The organism is Thermosporothrix sp. COM3 (assembly GCF_059696735.1).
The window spans coordinates 4,981,722-4,999,654 of the sequence record NZ_AP019376.1; the positions used below are offsets into that span (position 1 = coordinate 4,981,722).

Genomic DNA, 17,933 nt, shown 5'->3' on the forward strand with positions numbered 1-17,933 from the left:
GCAGAGGCGAGAGAAGAAGGAGAAGGGCTTCACCCCCTTGTATGGGTTTCAGAGACTCCGGGCTGAGCGTTCTCTTTGGAAGAATAGGCAGACTCCTCTGAAAACCTTTTTCTCTTTCTAAAACGGATTTATGATTTCTACAATTGCCTGGGAATTCCCGTCATTATTATATGCAGAGAACGCCACTGGCGGCTTTCTCTAAAGTGTTGTAAGATAAAGCACGCCACATACTTGTGTACTGAAACAGTTTTGTCAAAGAAAAATATTCGCTGTGGCGATAGCTACACGGTAGAAGGAAGGGGCCCCCCCGAACAGCACTTCACCGAGCATATTCAGCCTTATTATAGCGCAATATAATGAATACTGTATATCTGCGCATGCGCATTATATCAAAGGAGAAGTAGTACCGCAATGGACAGAGCCGACTCCCCTCAGGAGAAGCGAGTTCCACTCTTCATCACCATACCCGAACGTTCGCTTGTTGTTTTGTGTGGTCCGGCAGGAGCCGGGAAAAGCACATTTGCTCATTCGTTGATCCAGCGCTACAAACACCGCAAGTTTGCGCCAACCATGATCGTCTCATCCGATTATTGTCGTGCATTGGTCAGCGATGACGAAACCAACCAGTTTGTCAGCAAAGATGCGTTTGATATCTTCCACTACATCATTCGCAAACGTATGTATCAGAATCGCTTCACAATCGCAGATAGTACGGCTCTCTCCACAGAAGCACGCTATAACTTGCTCGATCTGGCCGCAAAGTACCACTATCATACCTGTCTGCTCATCTTTGATGTGCCGCTGGATGTCTGTCTTGAGCACGAAGAGCAGCGACACCGACGTGTGGGTAGCGAGGTCATCAGCTATCATCAAGAACAGCTTCGTAAAGCCATTGAGGACTCACAGCGTGAGCCCTGGAAACAGGTTCATGTGCTCCGCGAAGAACACCTGACCTTAAATAACAATCTGATTCGCATTCGGATTCTTCCCCCGCCACCTTCCCCAGCGCATCCGCCAGCAGAACCACAGCAAGAGAAATCAACGAGCGGAGAGAATACACGCGGCTAGGCACCCTGCCTGGCCGCTCCCTTTATCTATCTTTTCGCTGCATGTTGGCGCGAATCCTGTTCTCTGGTATGGTACAATAGAAGCAGTATCCGCCGCTCCTGTGATGCATAAAAAGCGTACGGAGAAAGCTATGAGACAGAAAAAACAGCCAGAGAACCAGCAACATACGGCCAGCTTCTATAGCATGCATACGCAGCCCGTAACGTTCAGTAATACAGCACCACTTCCTCCGCTGCATCTGCCCGCGGAGTCGCGCTGGCGCTCGTTTGGCCACTCCTGCAAACAGTTTGGCGTCGCTCTGGTGCGCAAGATCAACCAGATGCTCGGGCTGGCGCTGCTGGTTACATTTCTGCTGCTTGGTGGTCGTTTTGTGTTGACAGGTTTCCATCTGCAACGACATCCAAGCCTCTTTGTCCAGTGGATGTATCTGTGCAGTGATCCGCTGGCACTCCCCTTTCAAAATGTACTCCCTCACACACGCTATCAGGGCTTCCTGATTGATGGCTCGCTGATTCTTGCCATTGTGGTCTATTGTATTCTGGCGCTGATTCTACGCCGCTTCCTGACGCTGCTGATCACCGAGCCCCGCTGATTCGCCCACAGCGTTCGGCAACGAATGTGATACGATACATTCCAGTCCGGAAATACACGCTATTTGAAAGGATTGGTCCGAGATGACGAACCAGCGCATCTGGCGCAAACCGGGTCTGCGCTATCCAGAGCCGTTTGACGCGCTTTTTTTTGATGTGGATGGCATTCTGCTCTACACCGTTGACTCCTTCCATGCGACCGATATTGCGACCGCCGAATATGTCGTCGGGACACTACACGGGCTGGATTGGGGGCAACACGAGGGGAAGCCGTTGGTCACCCTCCAGGATATCGAACAGTTTAAGCTGGCAGGCGGCTTTAACAATGATTGGGATATGTGCTACCTGCTTTCCTCGCTTTATACCGCGATTTGGCGCGAGTGGCGCGGTACAACCCTGGCGGCACGTACAACAGAGGAATGGGCAAATCTGGCCCGGGAGGCTCATCTAGCGGGCCGTGGAGGGCGCACCTGGGTCAATACTGTCGTGCCGGAAAGCGCTCGCCTGGATTATCACATTGTCGGCGATATCTATCATGAATACTACTGGGGGGCCGAGGGCATCAGAACCTATTATGGGCGCGAACCGCGCTATGTCCAGAACCAGCAGGGACTTTATCTGCGCGAACACTTCCTGTTTCAGCCAGATATCTTTCAGCGCTTCCGTGCAAGCGGCATTAAACATATGGGGCTTATTACAGGACGTGTGGGGCCAGAAGTAGAGGTTGCTCTGGCGATGCTCGAACAGTATACCGGAGAACGCTGGTGGGAGGTGGTGATCCCGGGGGATGTCTGTCCGAAGCCCGATCCGCGAGCGTTGCGTATGGCGATCGCTCAAACCGGTGCCAGAGGAGGGCTTTTTATCGGCGATACCGCGGATGACCGCGATCTCGTTCGCTACTATATGGAAAGCCGTCAGGCAGGCGAGCCAGAATTTCTCAGTGCGATGATGGTCAACCCCTCAGAGATAGAGCTGTACCAGCAGCGCGGCGCAGATCTCATTGTCAAATCGATAGATGATCTGCTCTTGTGCCTGCCCGAAGGTGTTGCGGAATAAGAGAAGACCGGGGAAAACGCCTTATTCCCCGGTTGACAGCTTTTGCTGCTCTTCTTCAATCAGACTGACCAGATATTGCAGCTTCTTGATCGCATGCAGAGCATTGCGCTTGTTGCGCTCATAGCCATCAGGATCAAGCTGCATAAACCAGGCACGAATATCCTCGTCCGAGGTATCATACCATTTTGCATCGGCCTGAAGACGCAAATAGACGCGCATCTGCGGATCGTTCTTGCGTCGGGCAAGGGCCTGCTGTTTGGCATCGCCCGCGCTTTCCTGCTCATCAGCAGCAATCGCTTCCGCCAGCTCCGCATCAGGATGCAGTTCACGGTAGAGCGCATCCACATCAGAGGCACGGAAAAACGTCTCCTTGCCCATACCGCGCACTGGCTTTAAACGCCCATCTTTGACCCACTGCTCCAGTGTGACACGAGTAATACCTAGCTTCCGTGCGGCTTCACTGGCATCAATAAACGCAAAGCGGCTCGGTCTTCCAAGCATCAGCATATCCCTCCATTTACTAGTATGCCAGCAAAGAGAACCCCCGGCTCTCGCCACTGTTTTGACATTGTACTGATATCCTTTCAGGACAGACAAAAAGCCTATCCGTTTCTCGCAATTGCTTTGTCTCTGGTTTCTATTATAGCGCATTCAACTGCTCCACTTCGACTCTCCCCGGATGGCCAAAGCCACTCTCGTTTTTCCTACCAGACATAGAACTTTGTAGTACATTGCAGTAGAACCTCTATTACAAAAACTTCATTTTCTATCTGGAGAGCAGAAATAATAATACAATATTAATGTCTATCCCCTATAAAACCGAAGCGTAGCATGTTAGAATACTTGTCGGAAGAAGTGCATTGTGTGATAGCACTGCGGAGAGACCAAACAGATCTATGTGGGAAGGGAGAGAAGCTGAGATGATTATATGCAAATGGCTTACCGGACCATGGCCACGTTATTTCCTTAAGAGCCCGCTTCTAGTGCGCCTCTCACTCTGTATTTTCAGTTTCCTCATCTGTGCCATACTCCATATGCTGGTTATTCCTCAAATAAACAGCGGATATATTATTTCTATACCTATGTTCCTGGCAAGCTGGACCTTTGAGAAGCGAGGAGCCTGTACCGTATTCTTTGGTCACATGCTGCTTAGCTGCCTCTATGCCATATTCTGGCTGCACTACTGGCCCGCCACCTACCTGACCTCTTTCATCGGGAGCACGCTGCTGCTCAGCATCGAGGGCTGCTTGATGGTCTCGCTTCGATACATCCTGAATGAGTCAGAGGCTGCCAGACAGACGACCAACCAGGCGATTCAACAGGTCAAAGCGGCGTATGAACAGCAGCGACAACTAAACCAGCTCAAAAATCAGTTCATCCTGAACGTCAACCATGAGCTCCGCACTCCACTGGCCGCCGCCTATGGCTATCTTGAGCTCCTGCTTCACCTGTTGGAAGAAAACGGCACGCTTGAAAAAGATGCGCACAGCGTATATATCAAAAACGCGTTAAACTACTGTGAGGAGCTCACCCGGCTGGTCAATAATGTGCTGGATAGTATGGCAATCGGCAATGACAACGGTCAGCTTCAGGTAGAGACGCTCAATCTCCTGAAAAGCGTCGAGGAGGTGATCCAACACTTTAACACGCTTGGAGAGCGCCAGCAGTCGATTCAGCTTGAGATCTCCCGCCACCTCTTTGTGCATGCGAACGCCCAGTGCCTGCGCCATGTCCTTTATAACCTGCTCTCCAACGCATTCAAATATGCACCTCCACAGAGTCAGGTGCGTGTCAGTGCCCATGTTGAGCAGGGAACAGGGAACGTCTGTATCTGCGTGAAGGACGCCGGGCCGGGTATTCCTCCGGAAGAGATTCCGCTGCTCTTCGGGCAGTTTGTCCGCTTACAGCGCGATCTGGGTGGGCTGGTTCGTGGCAGTGGATTGGGGCTCTATATCAGCAAGCATCTGGTTGAGGTTATGGGTGGGCGTATCTGGGTTGAGAGCCGGGGCATTCCGGGGGAAGGGAGCAGTTTCTGCTTCACCCTCCCCGGGATCGGGCAACAACGATGCCGTGAGAAATCGTCATCCTATTCCGAAATGGCCCGATAGAACATCAGCAATGAGCTACCATATCGACGTTCATCATAGAGCTCAAGCTGCTGACAGGCCACCGCGGCCACTCCAGGTCGCTCCTTCGGATGAATCTGCACAATCACCAGTCCAGCGGGGGCAACGAGTGGCGAGCCATCCAGGAGCGCCAGCGCCCGGGCAGCCATCTCCTGATATTGAGGTGGCGCGACATAGATGATGTCATACGGGGGCCGCACCCCGACAGGAGCTTGCAGGAATTTAAAGGCATCGCCGCGAATCGTCTCCGCCCGATCAGCCAGCCCGGTAATATCCAGATTTTCCCGCAAGATGCGCAGGACCTTATGATTCATCTCGATAAAGGTTGCATGGGCCGCGCCCCGGCTCAGGGCTTCGATCCCCACATTCCCCACGCCTCCGAACAGATCCAGAAACCGGCAATCTTCCACCCGCGTCGAAAGGATGTCGAACAGAGCGGTCTTCACCCGATCAATAATCGGACGTGTTCCTGCCGACTTCGGAGATTTGAGCTTCCGGCCTTTGGCCTCACCAGTTACCACGCGCATAATGTTCCTCCTCTAACAATTGGATCAGAGCCTCGGCCTCCGCAGGAAAGTTGTCCTCCTTCGCCCAGGAGATCAGTTCTTCGCATTGTTCAGCCTTCAGCTTTCTGGGCGAATCAATACTCCAGACGCCCCGAACCAGCGTCATCACCTGTTGCTCGCTCAAAGAAGAGAGGATCAGGTTCTGAAACGCGCGCCAGCGATCAGCAGACGGGGCCTCCCGCCCGCGAACCGCCCGCAAGCGCCGCAAGCGATAGTGAGCCCGCTCCACTGGATCTGAGGTAGCAGGAGGCGGCCCGATCTCCTCTTCTTCCTCGTCCTCGCTATAGGGTTCATCTTCTTCCTCGTCAAAAAAGATCTCTTCCTCCTCCTCCGGCTCCGTCTCTTCAGCAAAACGCAAGGGAGCAGATGGCCGTTCGAGCGCTTCCGTTTTTTTCTGCTCGATAGCGATTTCTTCGGCGCCCTGCTCGCGCAAGATGCGTGCCTGAGGAGCAGACTGCCGTCGCTCTGGCTCAGCCTGCCGACCCGCCGAATTCTCTCCGTTTTTGTGAGCCTGCACCATCCGTAACTGCTGCAACGCCTGTCGATAGTTTACGCCCTGTAATGTGCGAAGCCCGAGCAGATTCAGAATGTCGCGGGGCTTCAAGTTCAGCTCTTCCTGCGCCACATGCAAGAACTCGGGCAGCGACATATTGGCTACCCCCTCCGAGGGTCCTGCCGCGACTGTCGGCATACTGATCCCAGAAGAAGAGCGCGGAGAAGGCGGAGTCGTCGCGCGACGCTCTGGACGAGGCGGCATGGGCTTTTCCGGTTCAGTCGCCGGTAGCTGGACCGTCTGTGGAGCCGCCTCGGACGCAGGCTTTGCCGCTGGCGGCTGGCTCTGAATAGCACGACTGGCACGGGCCGGGATCGCAGGAGCTGTCTGTTTCTCTTGAAGAAACAAGGGAAGGCGCTGCTCTACATGAGCAATCAATTGCTCCATCCCCTCTTCTGCTTCACGGAAGAGCTGTTCTCGTGCCTCGGCGGTTGCCCCGAGCGGCACGGGGATGCCCATTTCCACTGATTGCTTGCGACCCTCAACTATAAATTCTGTGGCATAACGAAGCCAGATATAGTCTTTTCCCCCCTCGGGCTTCTCAACTCTCATATTCATTACACATGCTCCTGCACATAGGCTATGCATCCCGCTCGCGGGCGCACTTCAAGCTGTTTCGAGTTTTCGGATCTTTATTATAACGTCAACAATCCCTATTCACAAATGGACGTATGCTCTCTTGAGCAAGCTGCGAAAAACAGTTCAGCATATGAAAAGCGGCAAAATCAACGGTGTGAACGCATCACAGCGGTATTGTACAACGGACAGCAGGGAGAGGGAAAGGCTTCTACCAGTACTGATGAACCAGCCTCTGGAATGGGAGATAAGGCCCGCTTGCCTGCACCTTTTTGTGACTGCTCCGTTTTCGATATTGAAGATATCCTCTATTTTTGTTATCGTAAAAGCGGCAATTTGCCAGACCAGAGTATGATTGAAGAGAGTGAAGTAAAAGTGAATGAGTAGCAAAGCAGCAACCAAGAAGAAAAAGCTTTCTATACCCAGAAGCATCACCATATCTCAGCAATGGCAACATATCCTTTTTTATGGAAGTGCCGTTCTCTTACTCCTCATTGGCCTCGTCATGCGGCTGTATCATCTGGATGCGCCCTTTGATCGCGATACCTACGATGAAGGTGTCTACTGGCAAACCTTACGTGCGATGAGTGCCGGACACCCGCTATATAAGGAAACATTTTACTCACAGACGCCCTTCTTTATTCTATCGGTTTTTCCATCCTATGTGCTCTTCGGCCACTCGCTCTGGGCGGCCCGATTTGGTATTGTCCTGATCTCTCTTCTCGGTCTGGTCGGTGTCTTCCTGATCGGTCGAGCACTGGCAGGACGCATGGGAGCACTGGTCGCCCTCTTTCTTCTGGTCACTGATCAGCGCTATCTGGCACAATCGCAGACGCTACAGGCAGATGTCCCCTGTGTGGCGTTCGCCGCGCTGGCGGTTGGGCTGGCCCTGATGTGGTGGGAAGAGCCAACAGGACGCCGGGCATACTGGTACACTATCGGTTGCGGCATCTCTCTGGCCCTGAGCCTGATGAGCAAGCTCTTAACGGTAGGTGCAGTAGTCCCCATTGGCCTGCTGCTTCTCACCTTTAGCTGGCTCCAGATCCGCAAGAAGGGGCCGGTCAAGCCCAAACCATTCAGGCCCATCCTGTTTGGTCTGCTGGCCTGCGCGGCGACCTGTCTGCTGCTGATTCTCCCCTTTCTTGGCAGTTGGCCCCAGTTCTGGGATAGCGTTGTCTCCTTCCACGTGGTTGCAGGAGACGCTTTAAAGCAAGAGCATAGCAAGAACTTCGGTGCGATTCGCAGCCTGCTGACCGGCTTTCTGACGTTCCCTGCTTTGATCGGAGCCGTGATCGCCTGTCTGCGCAAGGACTGGCGCGTACTTCCCTTGATTGCCTGGACGCTTGCCACTATTTATGTGCTCTGGCAGCAAGTGCCTCTCTTCCCACATCATTATGTTGCTATCACAGTGCCGCTGATCAGCCTGGCCGTGATCGGGCTGGCTCCCGCGAAATGGGTGCTTGATCTCAAGCAGTGGCAATCGGCGCTTCAGATTACGATGGCTGCAATGCTGGTGCTTGTCACGCTAACAGCTGCAACCAATGCCCGCCCCATTCGTGGCTATTATAAGATGCAACATGGCATCTCGCGTCAGGATCAGCAGGTCATCAATGATTTGCAGCGCTATACGCAGCGTGGACAAAACGTCATCAGCGACGCACAATTCCTTGTCGCCCTTGCGGGACGCGATACGCCACCCGATCTGGTTGACACCTCCTCGGTACGGCTGACATCCCATTATCTGACCACAGAGATGCTGCAAAAGGAGGCCAGTAAAACAGAGGTCAAGGCTGTCCTCTTCTATACCGGACGCCTGATTCTCGATAAGGATTCCGCGTTCCATACCTGGGTCAAGCAGCACTATAGGCTTGTCAAATCGTACGGGCAAAACAAAGAGCTATGGGTTAAAATATAAAGAGCGCGGGTCTTACGCGCGAGAGGAGGGAGCATGCAAAAGAAAAAAGTCTTTAGTTCAATGGAGCTCTTCTTGCTCGTGTTTCTGCTGGGATCGTTAATTCTTTCCCTGATTCAGACCTGGCGAGAAGAGAAACAGCGGGAAGAAAAGGGATAATCGCCCTTTTCCTTCCCGGGCCTCAGGCCGCAACCAGCGGCGCGGTCCTCTGCATCACATCACGATAGCCCTGAAGCAGGCATTCCATTGCCTCAAACCAGCTATATCGACTGGCAGCCCGGCGCGCGTTTTCGCCCAGTTGCAGGCGAAAAGGCTCCTGTTCAATCAGTCGCTCAAGTGCAGCCCGATAGAGCCGTATCTGCTCTTCTGGCTGCTTCCCCTGAAGCTCAAGCAGTAGCCCATTAGAGCCATCCGTTACCAGATCACAGATGCCCTCAGCCTGTAATCCCACCACCGGCAAGCCCGAAGCCAGCGCTTCAAGTGCCGCCTGCCCGAATGTCTCGGTTGTTGAGGGAAACGCAAAGAGGTCAGCCGAGGCATACGCCGTTGCCAGTTCCTCCCCCTGCAAATAGCCTGTAAATGTCACCGGAACAGTCGCCAGCTCCTGCCGCAACTCGGCCGCCGCCGGCCCATCCCCGACCAGCACCAGATGACAGCGCTCATGAGACATCCCCTTATATGCCTCAACCAGCAGGCGCAGATTCTTCTCGTACGAAAGCCTCCCGACATAGAGCAGCAGGCACTTGTCACGCTTATCCTGAAGCCAGCGAGCCCGAAGCTCGGCACTTCTCCGCTGAGGCGTAAAGAGTGCTGTATCCACGCCACGAGGCCAGATGCGTATATGCGTAAAGCCCTGCTGTCGCAACATCGTCGCAGTTGACGCGGAAGGGCAGAAAGTCAGTTCGCACTGGTTATGAATAAAACGGTTATAGAACCACATGGGTCGAGTCAGCAGGGGAAAACCGAAGTGTGTACAATAAGCCGCCAGGTTGGTATGATATGACGAAACAATTGGTGTACCAAGGAGCCGAGCTGCCGCCAGGCCAGTAGCGCCTAGAATCACCGGATCAACTACATGGATAATATCAGGTCGAAACTCGTAGAGACGGCGTACAAAGAGCGGTCGAAAGAAGTTGACTCGCAGCTCGGGGTAAAAAGGCAGCGGGATACCGGCAGTCCCGAGTACTTCAGCTCCTGCATAGCGTTCCATGCCAGAGTCAGGACCAAGCAAAAGCGCTTGATGGCCGGTGAGCTGTAAATGTTCCAGAAGACGGGCAAGCGTGCGTGTGACCCCATCCAATTTAGGTAGAAAGTTTTCAGTAATCAGAGCAACACGCATAAACCCCCTCTTTCGGTCAGCAAATATGCCAGAGAACGCAGAACGTAAGACAAGACAGGTGACTTCGTTTCCAGCATATTCGGTATTCATTAGAGGGAATTTAAGTCACAGTAATAGAAATGTAAAAACATGGCTAAAAAGAGGTTAAAGGCAGCGTATGCCTTATACCAAATGTCCTATTCTCCACAATAGGTCGTCATGGTTCAACAATCTTATACGTTATACTCAACAGCAAAGCTACTTTCTAAGCAGACTGAGAAATATGTACACAGGGACTACGTGGAATGGGTGACGAAACCCTATACGATGACGAATAGGAAAGAAGAGGGTATAGAAAACAGCAAACGTAATATACTCGCAGCACAGAAAAGGAAGCAGGTAAAGGACTGTGAAACGGCAATTTAAACCAATACAACCTGGACTGAAAGATAAAGCGTCTAGCAGTCCACAGGTGTCGCAAGCCGGGACGACACCTACGATTCCCCCCGAACAAGCACAGTCTCAAGCAGCACATCCCGCATCCCTTTCCGGTATTTCGGGAGCGGGGCCTATTTCACAATGGGGACAACAATTTCAGGCACCCGGAAAACAACCACTATTTACCAGGCCATTGACCGGGAACCTGGATCAAAACAATACAACCCAACAGCAGCATCCATCAACCCTACCAGGCATCGGCCCGAGCTGGGGAGGCGCGTTCTCGCCCGATCAGTCCGCCATTCAAAAGAAAACACTCTCACAACAGCTTCCTGGTGGCTCTGCAACCTCCTTATCCGGTATTCCGCAGGGGAACAGGCCGGTCACAGGTCCTTTTGCGCAACATAGCCATCCAGCCGTCAAGAACCCGGTTTCCCAGGCAAATCATTCGTTCGCGGCTCCCTTTGTCAGTCCGACCAAATCAGGCCAACTTCAACAGACTCCAGGTCCGGTGACGCTTCCACCGGTTGGTAATGTAAAAATATCGGGGAATCTGGTTTCTCCAGCAGGAGAACCCCCATCGACAAAGCCTCCAACAGGTAAAAACAAGAAAGGGAAGCGCCTCCCCATGTGGGCACGGATCCTGATTGCTGTCCTGGCGGTCCTGGTTATTCTGGGTGGTAGCGCCTTTGCTTACTACCAGATCAACTTTGCCAGCTCCATTGGGAACATTCTCGGGCAGCAGGCAGACCGAAAAAACAAGAATGACAAAGTGGATCATAATGTTGACCCAAATAATATTCTCAGCGGAAAACGCCTGAATATTCTGTTGCTTGGAAGCGATAATGACGATAAATTTAAAGTAGATCTGCTCACTCAATCGGTGATTATCGTCACGATCGATCCACAAACAAAATACGTGGGTATGCTCTCGATTCCTCGTGACCTGATGGTCCGCATGCCAGACGGCACCACTGAGAAAATGATGCGCGTCTTCTCAGCGGGCTACACGCCTAAATTTGCCGAGACAAAGAGCAAAGATAAGGCTCTGGCCGCCGGAGCAGGCATTACGATGGATACCATCGAGAATCAGTTTGGCATCCCCATTGACTATTATGCCTGGGTTGGCCTTGATGGCTTTATTAAGGTGATTGATACTGCGGGCGGCGTCGATGTTGATGTCATCCACCCGATGGTTGATGATACCTACCCTGACGATGTGCATAGCTCTGACCATTCAGGGTACAGGCGCCTCTACATCGCTCCCGGCCCTCAGCACCTCAACGGTGTGGAAGCGCTGCAATATGTGCGAACCCGCCACGCAGACCTGATCGGTGACTTTGGACGCTCCCAGCGCCAGCAGCAGGTCTTGAACCAGTTGAAGACTAAGCTCGCTACCATCGACACGATCGGTAAGCTTCCTGAACTGATGAAAGATATGGAAGGCTATGTGAAAACTGACCTCTCCCTGAACCAGTTGATTCAGCTCGGGAACTTTGGCCGCGAGGTCGATATGAACAAAGTTGATCGCATGGTCTTCAGCCCGCCCTATTCTCAGAAACTGGATGAGAAAAGCGAAGATTACTACCCGGTCTGCACGCAGATGCAACCGGTTCTGGAAAAGATGTTCGGCACCGGCACCTGCAACCAGACCGGGAACACCAGCACGCCAAACCAGATCGCCAGCCAGGCACAGCAGCCTTCCGCTGTGACCGCTTCATCTCCGCAACAGAAACCGCTCCTGCTCAATGATGAGATTACTGGAGCCCAGAACATCGTCAAACTGATGCTGATGGGTGTGACAGGGTCCTTTTCCGTCTGGTCATAAACAGGCCGTAACAAATGTCCACACACTGGCGTTCTTATCATCAGAAGAGTCAACAATAACAATGCTTGAGAAAGGGGGCAAGGTTATACTGCCCCCTTCTCCCCTGTTCTAAAATAGCATGTGGTTATGGGAAAACAGACTATCATTATGAAGAAAAAAAGAGAGCTATTCGTTCTCCTGACGCTTGTCGCACTGCTGCTGACGGGCTGTCTGGGTACAGATACAACCTATCAACAAAAAGATCTCGGTGATGGGAAGACGCTAGAACTCAATACACAGGTTCCCTTAACGGGGAAGCTGTATTTTACCTTGAATCATGATCTCTATGTGCTGGATGCATCGGGGCCCAAACAACTGACCAAAGGAATGGAGGTTGTTGATCCTGCCATTTCACCTGATGGCAAAACGCTTGCCTTTATTATCCGCTATAAAAACTATTCGGATCTCGCTATCATGCCCGCAACAGGTGGCAAGCCGAAAGTGCTGCTGACCGGCAAGGGAGAATACATTCCCAATCCAAACTATCCGGCACCCAAAAGCACCCATGTCTGGTACGCCCAGCCTACGTGGCGCGACAACACACACCTTCTCTTTTTAAGCGATCTGCGCAAGCTCCAAATCAACCCGGGGCAGGATGCCTTTATGCTGGATTTAATGGCGTTCAGTATAGATATCAATGACTCCCGATTATCGCAAATTAATGCACAGACTGTGGATGACTACCCCGATGTAGTCCAGCACGTGACCTATTCCATCGCGGGCGACGGCGGACACCGTGATCTCAGCGTGCGCCCCGGTCACCCCGGGCAGATCGTCTTTACCAGCTATAAATATGATGCTTCTCGCACGCATCAGGTCGTACAACTATTTCTACAGGACGCCGATGCAATCGCGCATGCGCCACAGGGCACCTATCAGCCCGGCATTGAGGAGATACAAAAAGATCCCGCCGTGGCGCTGACACCCGATCAGGCAGATCTGTTCAATATGCAGGCATCGTTTTCGCCCGATGGCAATACCTTTGTGTATATTCGCAAACCCAACCCCACCAGCAATATGGAGCTCTACACCATGCCGGTGGCCGAAGATGTCACAGCCACACCCAATGATAAAGCGACAGAACAAAAAGCGCTGCAACCCTATAGTCAGTCGACGATGCTGCTCCAGTCTCAGTACATTAGTCAGCCAATCTGGTCACCGGACGGCAAATATATCGCTTATATAGGCTATGAAAACAACATCTTTAACCTGTATGTGCTCGAAGTCGTCAAGGAGGGGAAAACCTATAAGAAAAACGGCGATCCGATTCAACTGATCAAGACCGACGGTCAAAAAGTACAACTGAATGCTGATTCTCGTTTGATCTGGACGAAATAGCCGAATTGAATAGATAAGGGATATATTTTAAGTAGAAGGTGATGGAGAGGTAGCTGTGGCTACCCTCCCCATTTTTGTTCACTATTTTCTGTATCTCAGGAAAACCAGAAGATGAAAAGATCGAGATATTTTCACATACCGCTCTTACTACTGGCGCTCTCACTGCTCCTGACGGCTTGTCTTGGCCCAAACAACCAGCAAACCAAACTGGACAACGGCGCAAATATCGAAATCAATAAAGATATCAAGCTTCCGGGGAAGCTCTATCTTACACTGAACCGCAATCTCTATATGCTGGATTCATCCGGCAGCCTGAAACAATTGACAAAGGGACTTGATGTGCGCGATCCGGCGATCTCACCTGATGGCAAAAATATCGCCTTTGAGATTCGCCACAAAAACTACTCAGAAATTGCCATTATGCCGGCAGGGGGCGGCACACCGAAGGTTATCTTGAGCGGGAACGGGAAGTTTGTCGGCCATGATACCAACGGCGATGGCACAGATGACTATGTTGATACATCCTATGCCTGGTATGCACAACCCATCTGGCGCGACAACACACACCTTATTTTCCTCAGTGATATCTGGAAATACCAGTACTGGCCCAATGCCGACGAGGGGCGCTCATTTGCCGCACGCTCGCTAGAACTCATGGCCTTCAGCGTCGATATCAACAACCCGACACTTCAACAGATCAACGCGTACACTGTCGGCGACTATCCCAATGCGCTACAACCGGTCACCTATGCTATTACCGGTGATGGCGGGCACCGGGACATCAGCCTGCGGCCCAACCACCCTGACCAGATCATTTTTACCAACTATCAATATGACAGCAGCAATGAGCATCAACTGATTCAAATCTGCCTGCAATACGTGGACGGGATCAAGAACGCTCCACCCACCGAAACCTATCGTCCGGGACTCAATGGCATACAGCGAGATCCCTCACTCGCACTGACCCCGCAGCAGACCGATATGGCGAACATGTTGCCCTCCTTTTCACCCGATGGCAACACGATCGCCTATATCAAAAAGCCTAACGTTACCAACTCCCAGGCCGAGCTTCGGGTCATGCCTGTGATTGATGACAGCCTGCTACAGACGCCCAATGAACAGGAAACGACGCAAAAAGCGCTCCAGCCCTACGATCAGTCAACGCTCATACTCAGTGGCGAGTATGTCACACAACCTGCATGGACACCCGATGGCAAATACATTTCCTACATCAGCTATAGCGATCACACCTTTCAGCTCTCACTTATCGAGGTAGCGAAAGAGAACGGCAAATATAGCAAAAAAGGGGAGCCTATCACCCTGATCAAATCAACCGATCCCAAAGCGCAGATCAACGCCGATTCACGCTTCATCTGGACGAAATAAACCCGTTGGGCGAGAGAAGGGGAAGGCTCTTCTCTCGTCTCCTGTCTGATCAGACCGCACACACCTGCGTTTTTCTCAGGAAACGTTTGTGTTCGTCAACCAAATTGGTACCCGAAACGTAGTGAATTCAGAGACCACTCATACCCCCTGACAGGAAAGCGTTATCATGCAAACATCGAAGTATATCAAAACAGGGCTTCTTCTGTTGATTCTGCTCCTGCTGGCTGGTTGCCAGAGCCCGGTTCGGAAAAGCCAATCAACCACCCTCGGCAATGGGACCAGCGTCGACATCAACAACGAGTTGAAGGTTCCGGGAAAGCTCTATTTTACCATTGGCCGCGATCTCTATGTGCTCGACTCCTCAGGTACACCCCGCAGGCTGACCCATGATATGGATATCCGCGACCCGGCAGTCTCGCCCGATGGGAAGATGCTTGCTTTCGTGATCCGCTACAAGAACTATGCGGATCTTGCCATTATGCCAACCAGCGGCGGGAAGCCTCGCGTCCTGCTTACGGGCAAAGGTGACTTTACACCCAATCCCCGCTATGCCTCAGCGATCAGTACACATACCTGGTTCGCCCAACCGACCTGGCGCGATAATACCCACCTTGTTTTTCTCAGCGACATTCGCAAGCTTCAGATCACCTCCGGACTGGATACCTTTATGCTGGATCTGATGGCCTATAGCATCGATATCAACAACCCGCAATTATCCCGCATCAATCCGCAAAACGTTGACGACTATCCCGGTGTCCTGCAACATGTCACCTACGCGGTCCTGGGAGATGGGGGCCAGCGAGACCTGATTATCCGTCCGAACCACCCCGATCAGATTGTCTTTACAGGTTATCAGTACACCCAGGATCAACAGAGCAAGCAACTGATTCAACTCTTCACCCAGAACATCAACGCTATCGCAAAAGCCGAGCCGGGAACTTATCAGCCCGGAGCTCCGGGCGTGCATCGTGATCCCTCGGTTGCTCTGACTCCGGCTCAAGCAGATCTGATGAACATTCAGCCCGCCTTCTCGCCCGATGGCGCATTTCTGACCTATGTGCGCAAGCCCGATCTTGCGACGCCCGGCATGGAGCTCTATGTGATGCCAATCGCTGAAGACGTCATCACCAGGCCCGATGATAAAGCAACTGCACAAAAGGCGCTGGAGCCCTATAATCACTCAACCCTGCTGCTGAAAGCCGATCTTATCAGTCAGCCTGTCTGGTCTCCTGACAGCAAGTATATCGCCTATATTGGATATGAGGACAACACCTTCAATCTGTACCTGCTTGAGGTCCAAAAAGCAAATGACACCTATCAGAGGAAAGGCGACCCGATACTGTTGCTGAAGGCCAGCGATCAGCAAGCCAGACTTGACGCGGACTCGCGCATTGCCTGGGTGAAAGGATAAAGCGCCAGCCACTCTTTTCCGGTGTTACCGGACCCAAGGGGACCATGCAGGCAAAAAGAGACAGGTATACTGAAGGTCACAAAACTCGACGGCATAACGCAATGATGGTATACTAGCGTGAGACAGAAGGACTCTTGTTGTATATTTGTCTTGTGGTCTAGTCGCCCAGGTCGCTTGAGGTTAGAACATTGAATCAAATCGAAGGCAAACTCATTGCTGGACGGTACGAAATACGTGAGCATATCGCGACCGGAGGAATGGCAAGCGTCTTTAAAACCTGGGATCATCGCGTAGAGCGGATTGTTGCAATTAAAGTTCTGCGGTCCCTGGATAAGAACGATCAAAAAGCCGTAGAGCGTTTCCGCCGTGAAGCCCGTGCAGCGGCCGCGCTTGCGCACCCGAACGCCGTCACTATTTATGACTTTGTTGAAGAGGCAGGCCAGTATTTCCTTGTCATGGAATACATTCACGGACCTACGCTCAAGCAATTGATTGGTCAGCGCCGTCAGTTGCAGCCGCGTGAGGCGCTCGAAGTTGCGATTCAGGTCTGCTCGGTCTTGCAGGTAGCCCATGCACGAGGTTTCATTCACCGCGACATCAAGCCGCAAAACATTATGCTAGCCCGCAGTGGAGGCGGTCGAGGACTCAGTGACGGGGGGGCATGGGTGAAGCTAACTGACTTCGGTATTGTCCGTGTCGCGGAGGATGCCGGTCTGACCAATAGCGGTATTGTTCTGGGAACCGCAGACTATCTCTCTCCAGAGCAGGCACGCGGTGAAACGCTCACCGGATCTTCCGATCTATACTCATTAGGGGTTGTGATGTTTGAGATGCTTGCCGGACGGCCCCCATTTGTCGGGCCAACTGCCGTCTCGATCGCCATGCAACATGCAACGGCCAATCCGCCACCGTTGCGCCAGTTTAACCCGACCGTCCCGCCCTCTGTCGAGCGCGTTATCAGTAAGGCACTTCAGAAAGAGCCGGAAGACCGCTTCTCTTCCGCTTCGGATATGCAGCTTGCCCTGAAACGCAGTGCCCGCGAGCTATTACAGCAAAACGCGCCAGTGGCACAGCAGAGCCAGATGTACCCTCACCAGTACCCTGGTGCCGACGGTCAGGGAAGGATCCCTCCCGCTGGACCTCGGCAGTATTCCTGAGTAACAGGCATTCCTTTTCTATCAGCGCGGTGCGCCCGAAATTTCCAGACATGCAGCCTGCACATTGCTGCCTGTCTGTCTGCGCATCAGATATAATCAAGGAAAAAGAGCCAGCCGATTCGGGCAGCCTTTGCCCGCTCTAAAACCACTATTAAGAGAGAGACCAGGATAAAAAACTATGGAGATCAAGAAGATCAATACAACGGAAGCGCCGGCAGCGATTGGTCCCTACAGCCAGGCAATCCGCTGCGGCCAATTTGTGTATACGTCCGGACAGATTCCCCTGGACCCTGCCACCGGTGAGATGGTCGGCTCCGACATCGAAACCCAGACTCATCAGGTCTTGAAGAACCTGCAAGCCGTCCTCCAAAGCGCCGGCACGTCCCTTGACAAGGTAATCAAAACCACCGTTTTCCTTGCCAATATGGGTGACTTCCAGACCATGAACGCCATCTATGCTCAGTATTTCAACAGTGGGGTGACTCCGGCCCGCTCAACGATTCAGGTCGCTGAACTACCGCGCAAGGCATTAGTCGAAATTGAGTGCGTTGCCCTGGTTGAAGATTAGCCA

The 17,933-nt window shown here is 52.5% G+C and carries 16 protein-coding genes; 12 read left to right on the forward strand and 4 right to left on the reverse strand.

Annotated elements, in window-relative coordinates:
* Nucleotides 1-411 precede the first annotated feature (411 nt).
* The 3 genes from KTH_RS21065 (at nucleotide 412) to KTH_RS21075 (ending at nucleotide 2,714) form a co-directional block, all read left to right on the forward strand.
* The gene (locus tag KTH_RS21065; protein WP_497620925.1) at nucleotides 412-1,068 is read left to right on the forward strand and encodes an AAA family ATPase; all 657 of its coding nucleotides are present in this window, start codon (nucleotides 412-414) and stop codon (nucleotides 1,066-1,068) included.
* Nucleotides 1,069-1,198: 130 nt separating this feature from the next.
* Nucleotides 1,199-1,660 carry a YggT family protein gene (locus KTH_RS21070; RefSeq protein WP_497620927.1) on the forward strand — a complete coding sequence of 154 codons (462 nt, stop codon included), beginning with the start codon at nucleotides 1,199-1,201 and terminating at the stop codon, nucleotides 1,658-1,660.
* Between the two features lie 82 nt (nucleotides 1,661-1,742).
* Nucleotides 1,743-2,714, forward strand: a complete 972-nt coding sequence (locus KTH_RS21075; protein ID WP_497620929.1) for an HAD family hydrolase — start codon at nucleotides 1,743-1,745, stop codon at nucleotides 2,712-2,714.
* Between the two features lie 21 nt (nucleotides 2,715-2,735).
* On the opposite strand, the gene KTH_RS21080 is transcribed toward KTH_RS21075, so the two are convergent.
* Nucleotides 2,736-3,215, reverse strand: coding sequence for a helix-turn-helix domain-containing protein (locus tag KTH_RS21080; protein WP_497620930.1), 480 nt, complete (start codon nucleotides 3,213-3,215; stop codon nucleotides 2,736-2,738).
* 641 nt (nucleotides 3,216-3,856) lie between these two features.
* On the opposite strand from KTH_RS21080, the gene KTH_RS21085 reads away from it, so the two are divergent.
* Nucleotides 3,857-4,822 carry a sensor histidine kinase gene (locus tag KTH_RS21085; protein WP_497620932.1) on the forward strand — a complete coding sequence of 322 codons (966 nt, stop codon included), beginning with the start codon at nucleotides 3,857-3,859 and terminating at the stop codon, nucleotides 4,820-4,822.
* On the opposite strand, the gene rsmD is transcribed toward KTH_RS21085, so the two are convergent.
* Together rsmD and KTH_RS21095 are read right to left on the reverse strand one after the other, a co-directional pair.
* Nucleotides 4,801-5,367, reverse strand: a complete 567-nt coding sequence (rsmD, locus tag KTH_RS21090) for a 16S rRNA (guanine(966)-N(2))-methyltransferase RsmD (protein ID WP_497620933.1) — start codon at nucleotides 5,365-5,367, stop codon at nucleotides 4,801-4,803. The genes KTH_RS21085 and rsmD overlap by 22 nt on opposite strands.
* Entirely contained in the window at nucleotides 5,348-6,517 is a 1,170-nt protein-coding gene (locus KTH_RS21095) for a hypothetical protein (protein WP_497620934.1), read from the reverse strand. The genes rsmD and KTH_RS21095 overlap by 20 nt, the downstream gene beginning before the upstream one ends.
* Before the next feature lie 397 nt (nucleotides 6,518-6,914).
* Here KTH_RS21095 and KTH_RS21100 point away from each other — a divergent pair, with 397 nt between their 5' ends.
* Together KTH_RS21100 and KTH_RS21105 are read left to right on the forward strand one after the other, a co-directional pair.
* Complete coding sequence (locus KTH_RS21100; protein WP_497620936.1) at nucleotides 6,915-8,450, forward strand: ArnT family glycosyltransferase; 1,536 nt, start codon at nucleotides 6,915-6,917, stop codon at nucleotides 8,448-8,450.
* 33 nt (nucleotides 8,451-8,483) lie between these two features.
* Nucleotides 8,484-8,606 (forward strand): hypothetical protein, encoded by a 123-nt coding sequence (locus KTH_RS21105; protein ID WP_281278940.1) that lies wholly within the window; start codon nucleotides 8,484-8,486, stop codon nucleotides 8,604-8,606.
* 22 nt (nucleotides 8,607-8,628) lie between these two features.
* Here the strand turns inward: KTH_RS21105 and KTH_RS21110 are convergent, their stop codons facing one another.
* Entirely contained in the window at nucleotides 8,629-9,786 is a 1,158-nt protein-coding gene (locus KTH_RS21110) for a glycosyltransferase family 4 protein (RefSeq protein ID WP_170142739.1), read from the reverse strand.
* 388 nt (nucleotides 9,787-10,174) lie between these two features.
* Between KTH_RS21110 and KTH_RS21115 the strand changes: the two genes are divergently transcribed.
* The 6 genes from KTH_RS21115 to KTH_RS21140 all read left to right on the forward strand — a co-directional run bounded on the left by KTH_RS21115 (nucleotide 10,175) and on the right by KTH_RS21140 (nucleotide 17,930).
* On the forward strand, nucleotides 10,175-12,031 hold the full coding sequence (locus KTH_RS21115; RefSeq protein ID WP_497620938.1) for an LCP family protein: 1,857 nt from the start codon (nucleotides 10,175-10,177) through the stop codon (nucleotides 12,029-12,031).
* Between the two features lie 147 nt (nucleotides 12,032-12,178).
* Nucleotides 12,179-13,408, forward strand: a complete 1,230-nt coding sequence (locus tag KTH_RS21120; RefSeq protein ID WP_497620940.1) for a TolB family protein — start codon at nucleotides 12,179-12,181, stop codon at nucleotides 13,406-13,408.
* A 111-nt stretch (nucleotides 13,409-13,519) separates the two neighbouring features.
* Complete coding sequence (locus KTH_RS21125) at nucleotides 13,520-14,794, forward strand: TolB family protein (protein ID WP_497620942.1); 1,275 nt, start codon at nucleotides 13,520-13,522, stop codon at nucleotides 14,792-14,794.
* A gap of 166 nt (nucleotides 14,795-14,960) precedes the next feature.
* Complete coding sequence (locus KTH_RS21130; RefSeq protein WP_497620944.1) at nucleotides 14,961-16,205, forward strand: TolB family protein; 1,245 nt, start codon at nucleotides 14,961-14,963, stop codon at nucleotides 16,203-16,205.
* 188 nt (nucleotides 16,206-16,393) lie between these two features.
* The gene (locus KTH_RS21135; protein ID WP_111324129.1) at nucleotides 16,394-17,362 is read left to right on the forward strand and encodes a protein kinase domain-containing protein; all 969 of its coding nucleotides are present in this window, start codon (nucleotides 16,394-16,396) and stop codon (nucleotides 17,360-17,362) included.
* A gap of 178 nt (nucleotides 17,363-17,540) precedes the next feature.
* Entirely contained in the window at nucleotides 17,541-17,930 is a 390-nt protein-coding gene (locus tag KTH_RS21140; protein ID WP_111324128.1) for a RidA family protein, read from the forward strand.
* The last annotated feature ends 3 nt before the right edge of the window (nucleotides 17,931-17,933 follow it).

Excerpts from the sequence above, each read along its gene's own strand:
- KTH_RS21065 (WP_497620925.1), top strand. The coding sequence starts at position 412 with ATGGACAGAGCCGACTCCCCTCAGGAGAAGCGAGTTCCACTCTTCATC.
- KTH_RS21070 (WP_497620927.1), top strand. The coding sequence starts at position 1,199 with ATGAGACAGAAAAAACAGCCAGAGAACCAGCAACATACGGCCAGCTTC.
- KTH_RS21075 (WP_497620929.1), top strand. The coding sequence starts at position 1,743 with ATGACGAACCAGCGCATCTGGCGCAAACCGGGTCTGCGCTATCCAGAG.
- KTH_RS21080 (WP_497620930.1), bottom strand. The coding sequence starts at position 3,215 with ATGCTTGGAAGACCGAGCCGCTTTGCGTTTATTGATGCCAGTGAAGCC.
- KTH_RS21085 (WP_497620932.1), top strand. The coding sequence starts at position 3,857 with ATGCTGCTTAGCTGCCTCTATGCCATATTCTGGCTGCACTACTGGCCC.
- rsmD (WP_497620933.1), bottom strand. The coding sequence starts at position 5,367 with ATGCGCGTGGTAACTGGTGAGGCCAAAGGCCGGAAGCTCAAATCTCCG.
- KTH_RS21095 (WP_497620934.1), bottom strand. The coding sequence starts at position 6,517 with ATGAATATGAGAGTTGAGAAGCCCGAGGGGGGAAAAGACTATATCTGG.
- KTH_RS21100 (WP_497620936.1), top strand. The coding sequence starts at position 6,915 with ATGAGTAGCAAAGCAGCAACCAAGAAGAAAAAGCTTTCTATACCCAGA.
- KTH_RS21105 (WP_281278940.1), top strand. The coding sequence starts at position 8,484 with ATGCAAAAGAAAAAAGTCTTTAGTTCAATGGAGCTCTTCTTGCTCGTG.
- KTH_RS21110 (WP_170142739.1), bottom strand. The coding sequence starts at position 9,786 with ATGCGTGTTGCTCTGATTACTGAAAACTTTCTACCTAAATTGGATGGG.
- KTH_RS21120 (WP_497620940.1), top strand. The coding sequence starts at position 12,179 with ATGAAGAAAAAAAGAGAGCTATTCGTTCTCCTGACGCTTGTCGCACTG.
- KTH_RS21125 (WP_497620942.1), top strand. The coding sequence starts at position 13,520 with ATGAAAAGATCGAGATATTTTCACATACCGCTCTTACTACTGGCGCTC.
- KTH_RS21130 (WP_497620944.1), top strand. The coding sequence starts at position 14,961 with ATGCAAACATCGAAGTATATCAAAACAGGGCTTCTTCTGTTGATTCTG.
- KTH_RS21140 (WP_111324128.1), top strand. The coding sequence starts at position 17,541 with ATGGAGATCAAGAAGATCAATACAACGGAAGCGCCGGCAGCGATTGGT.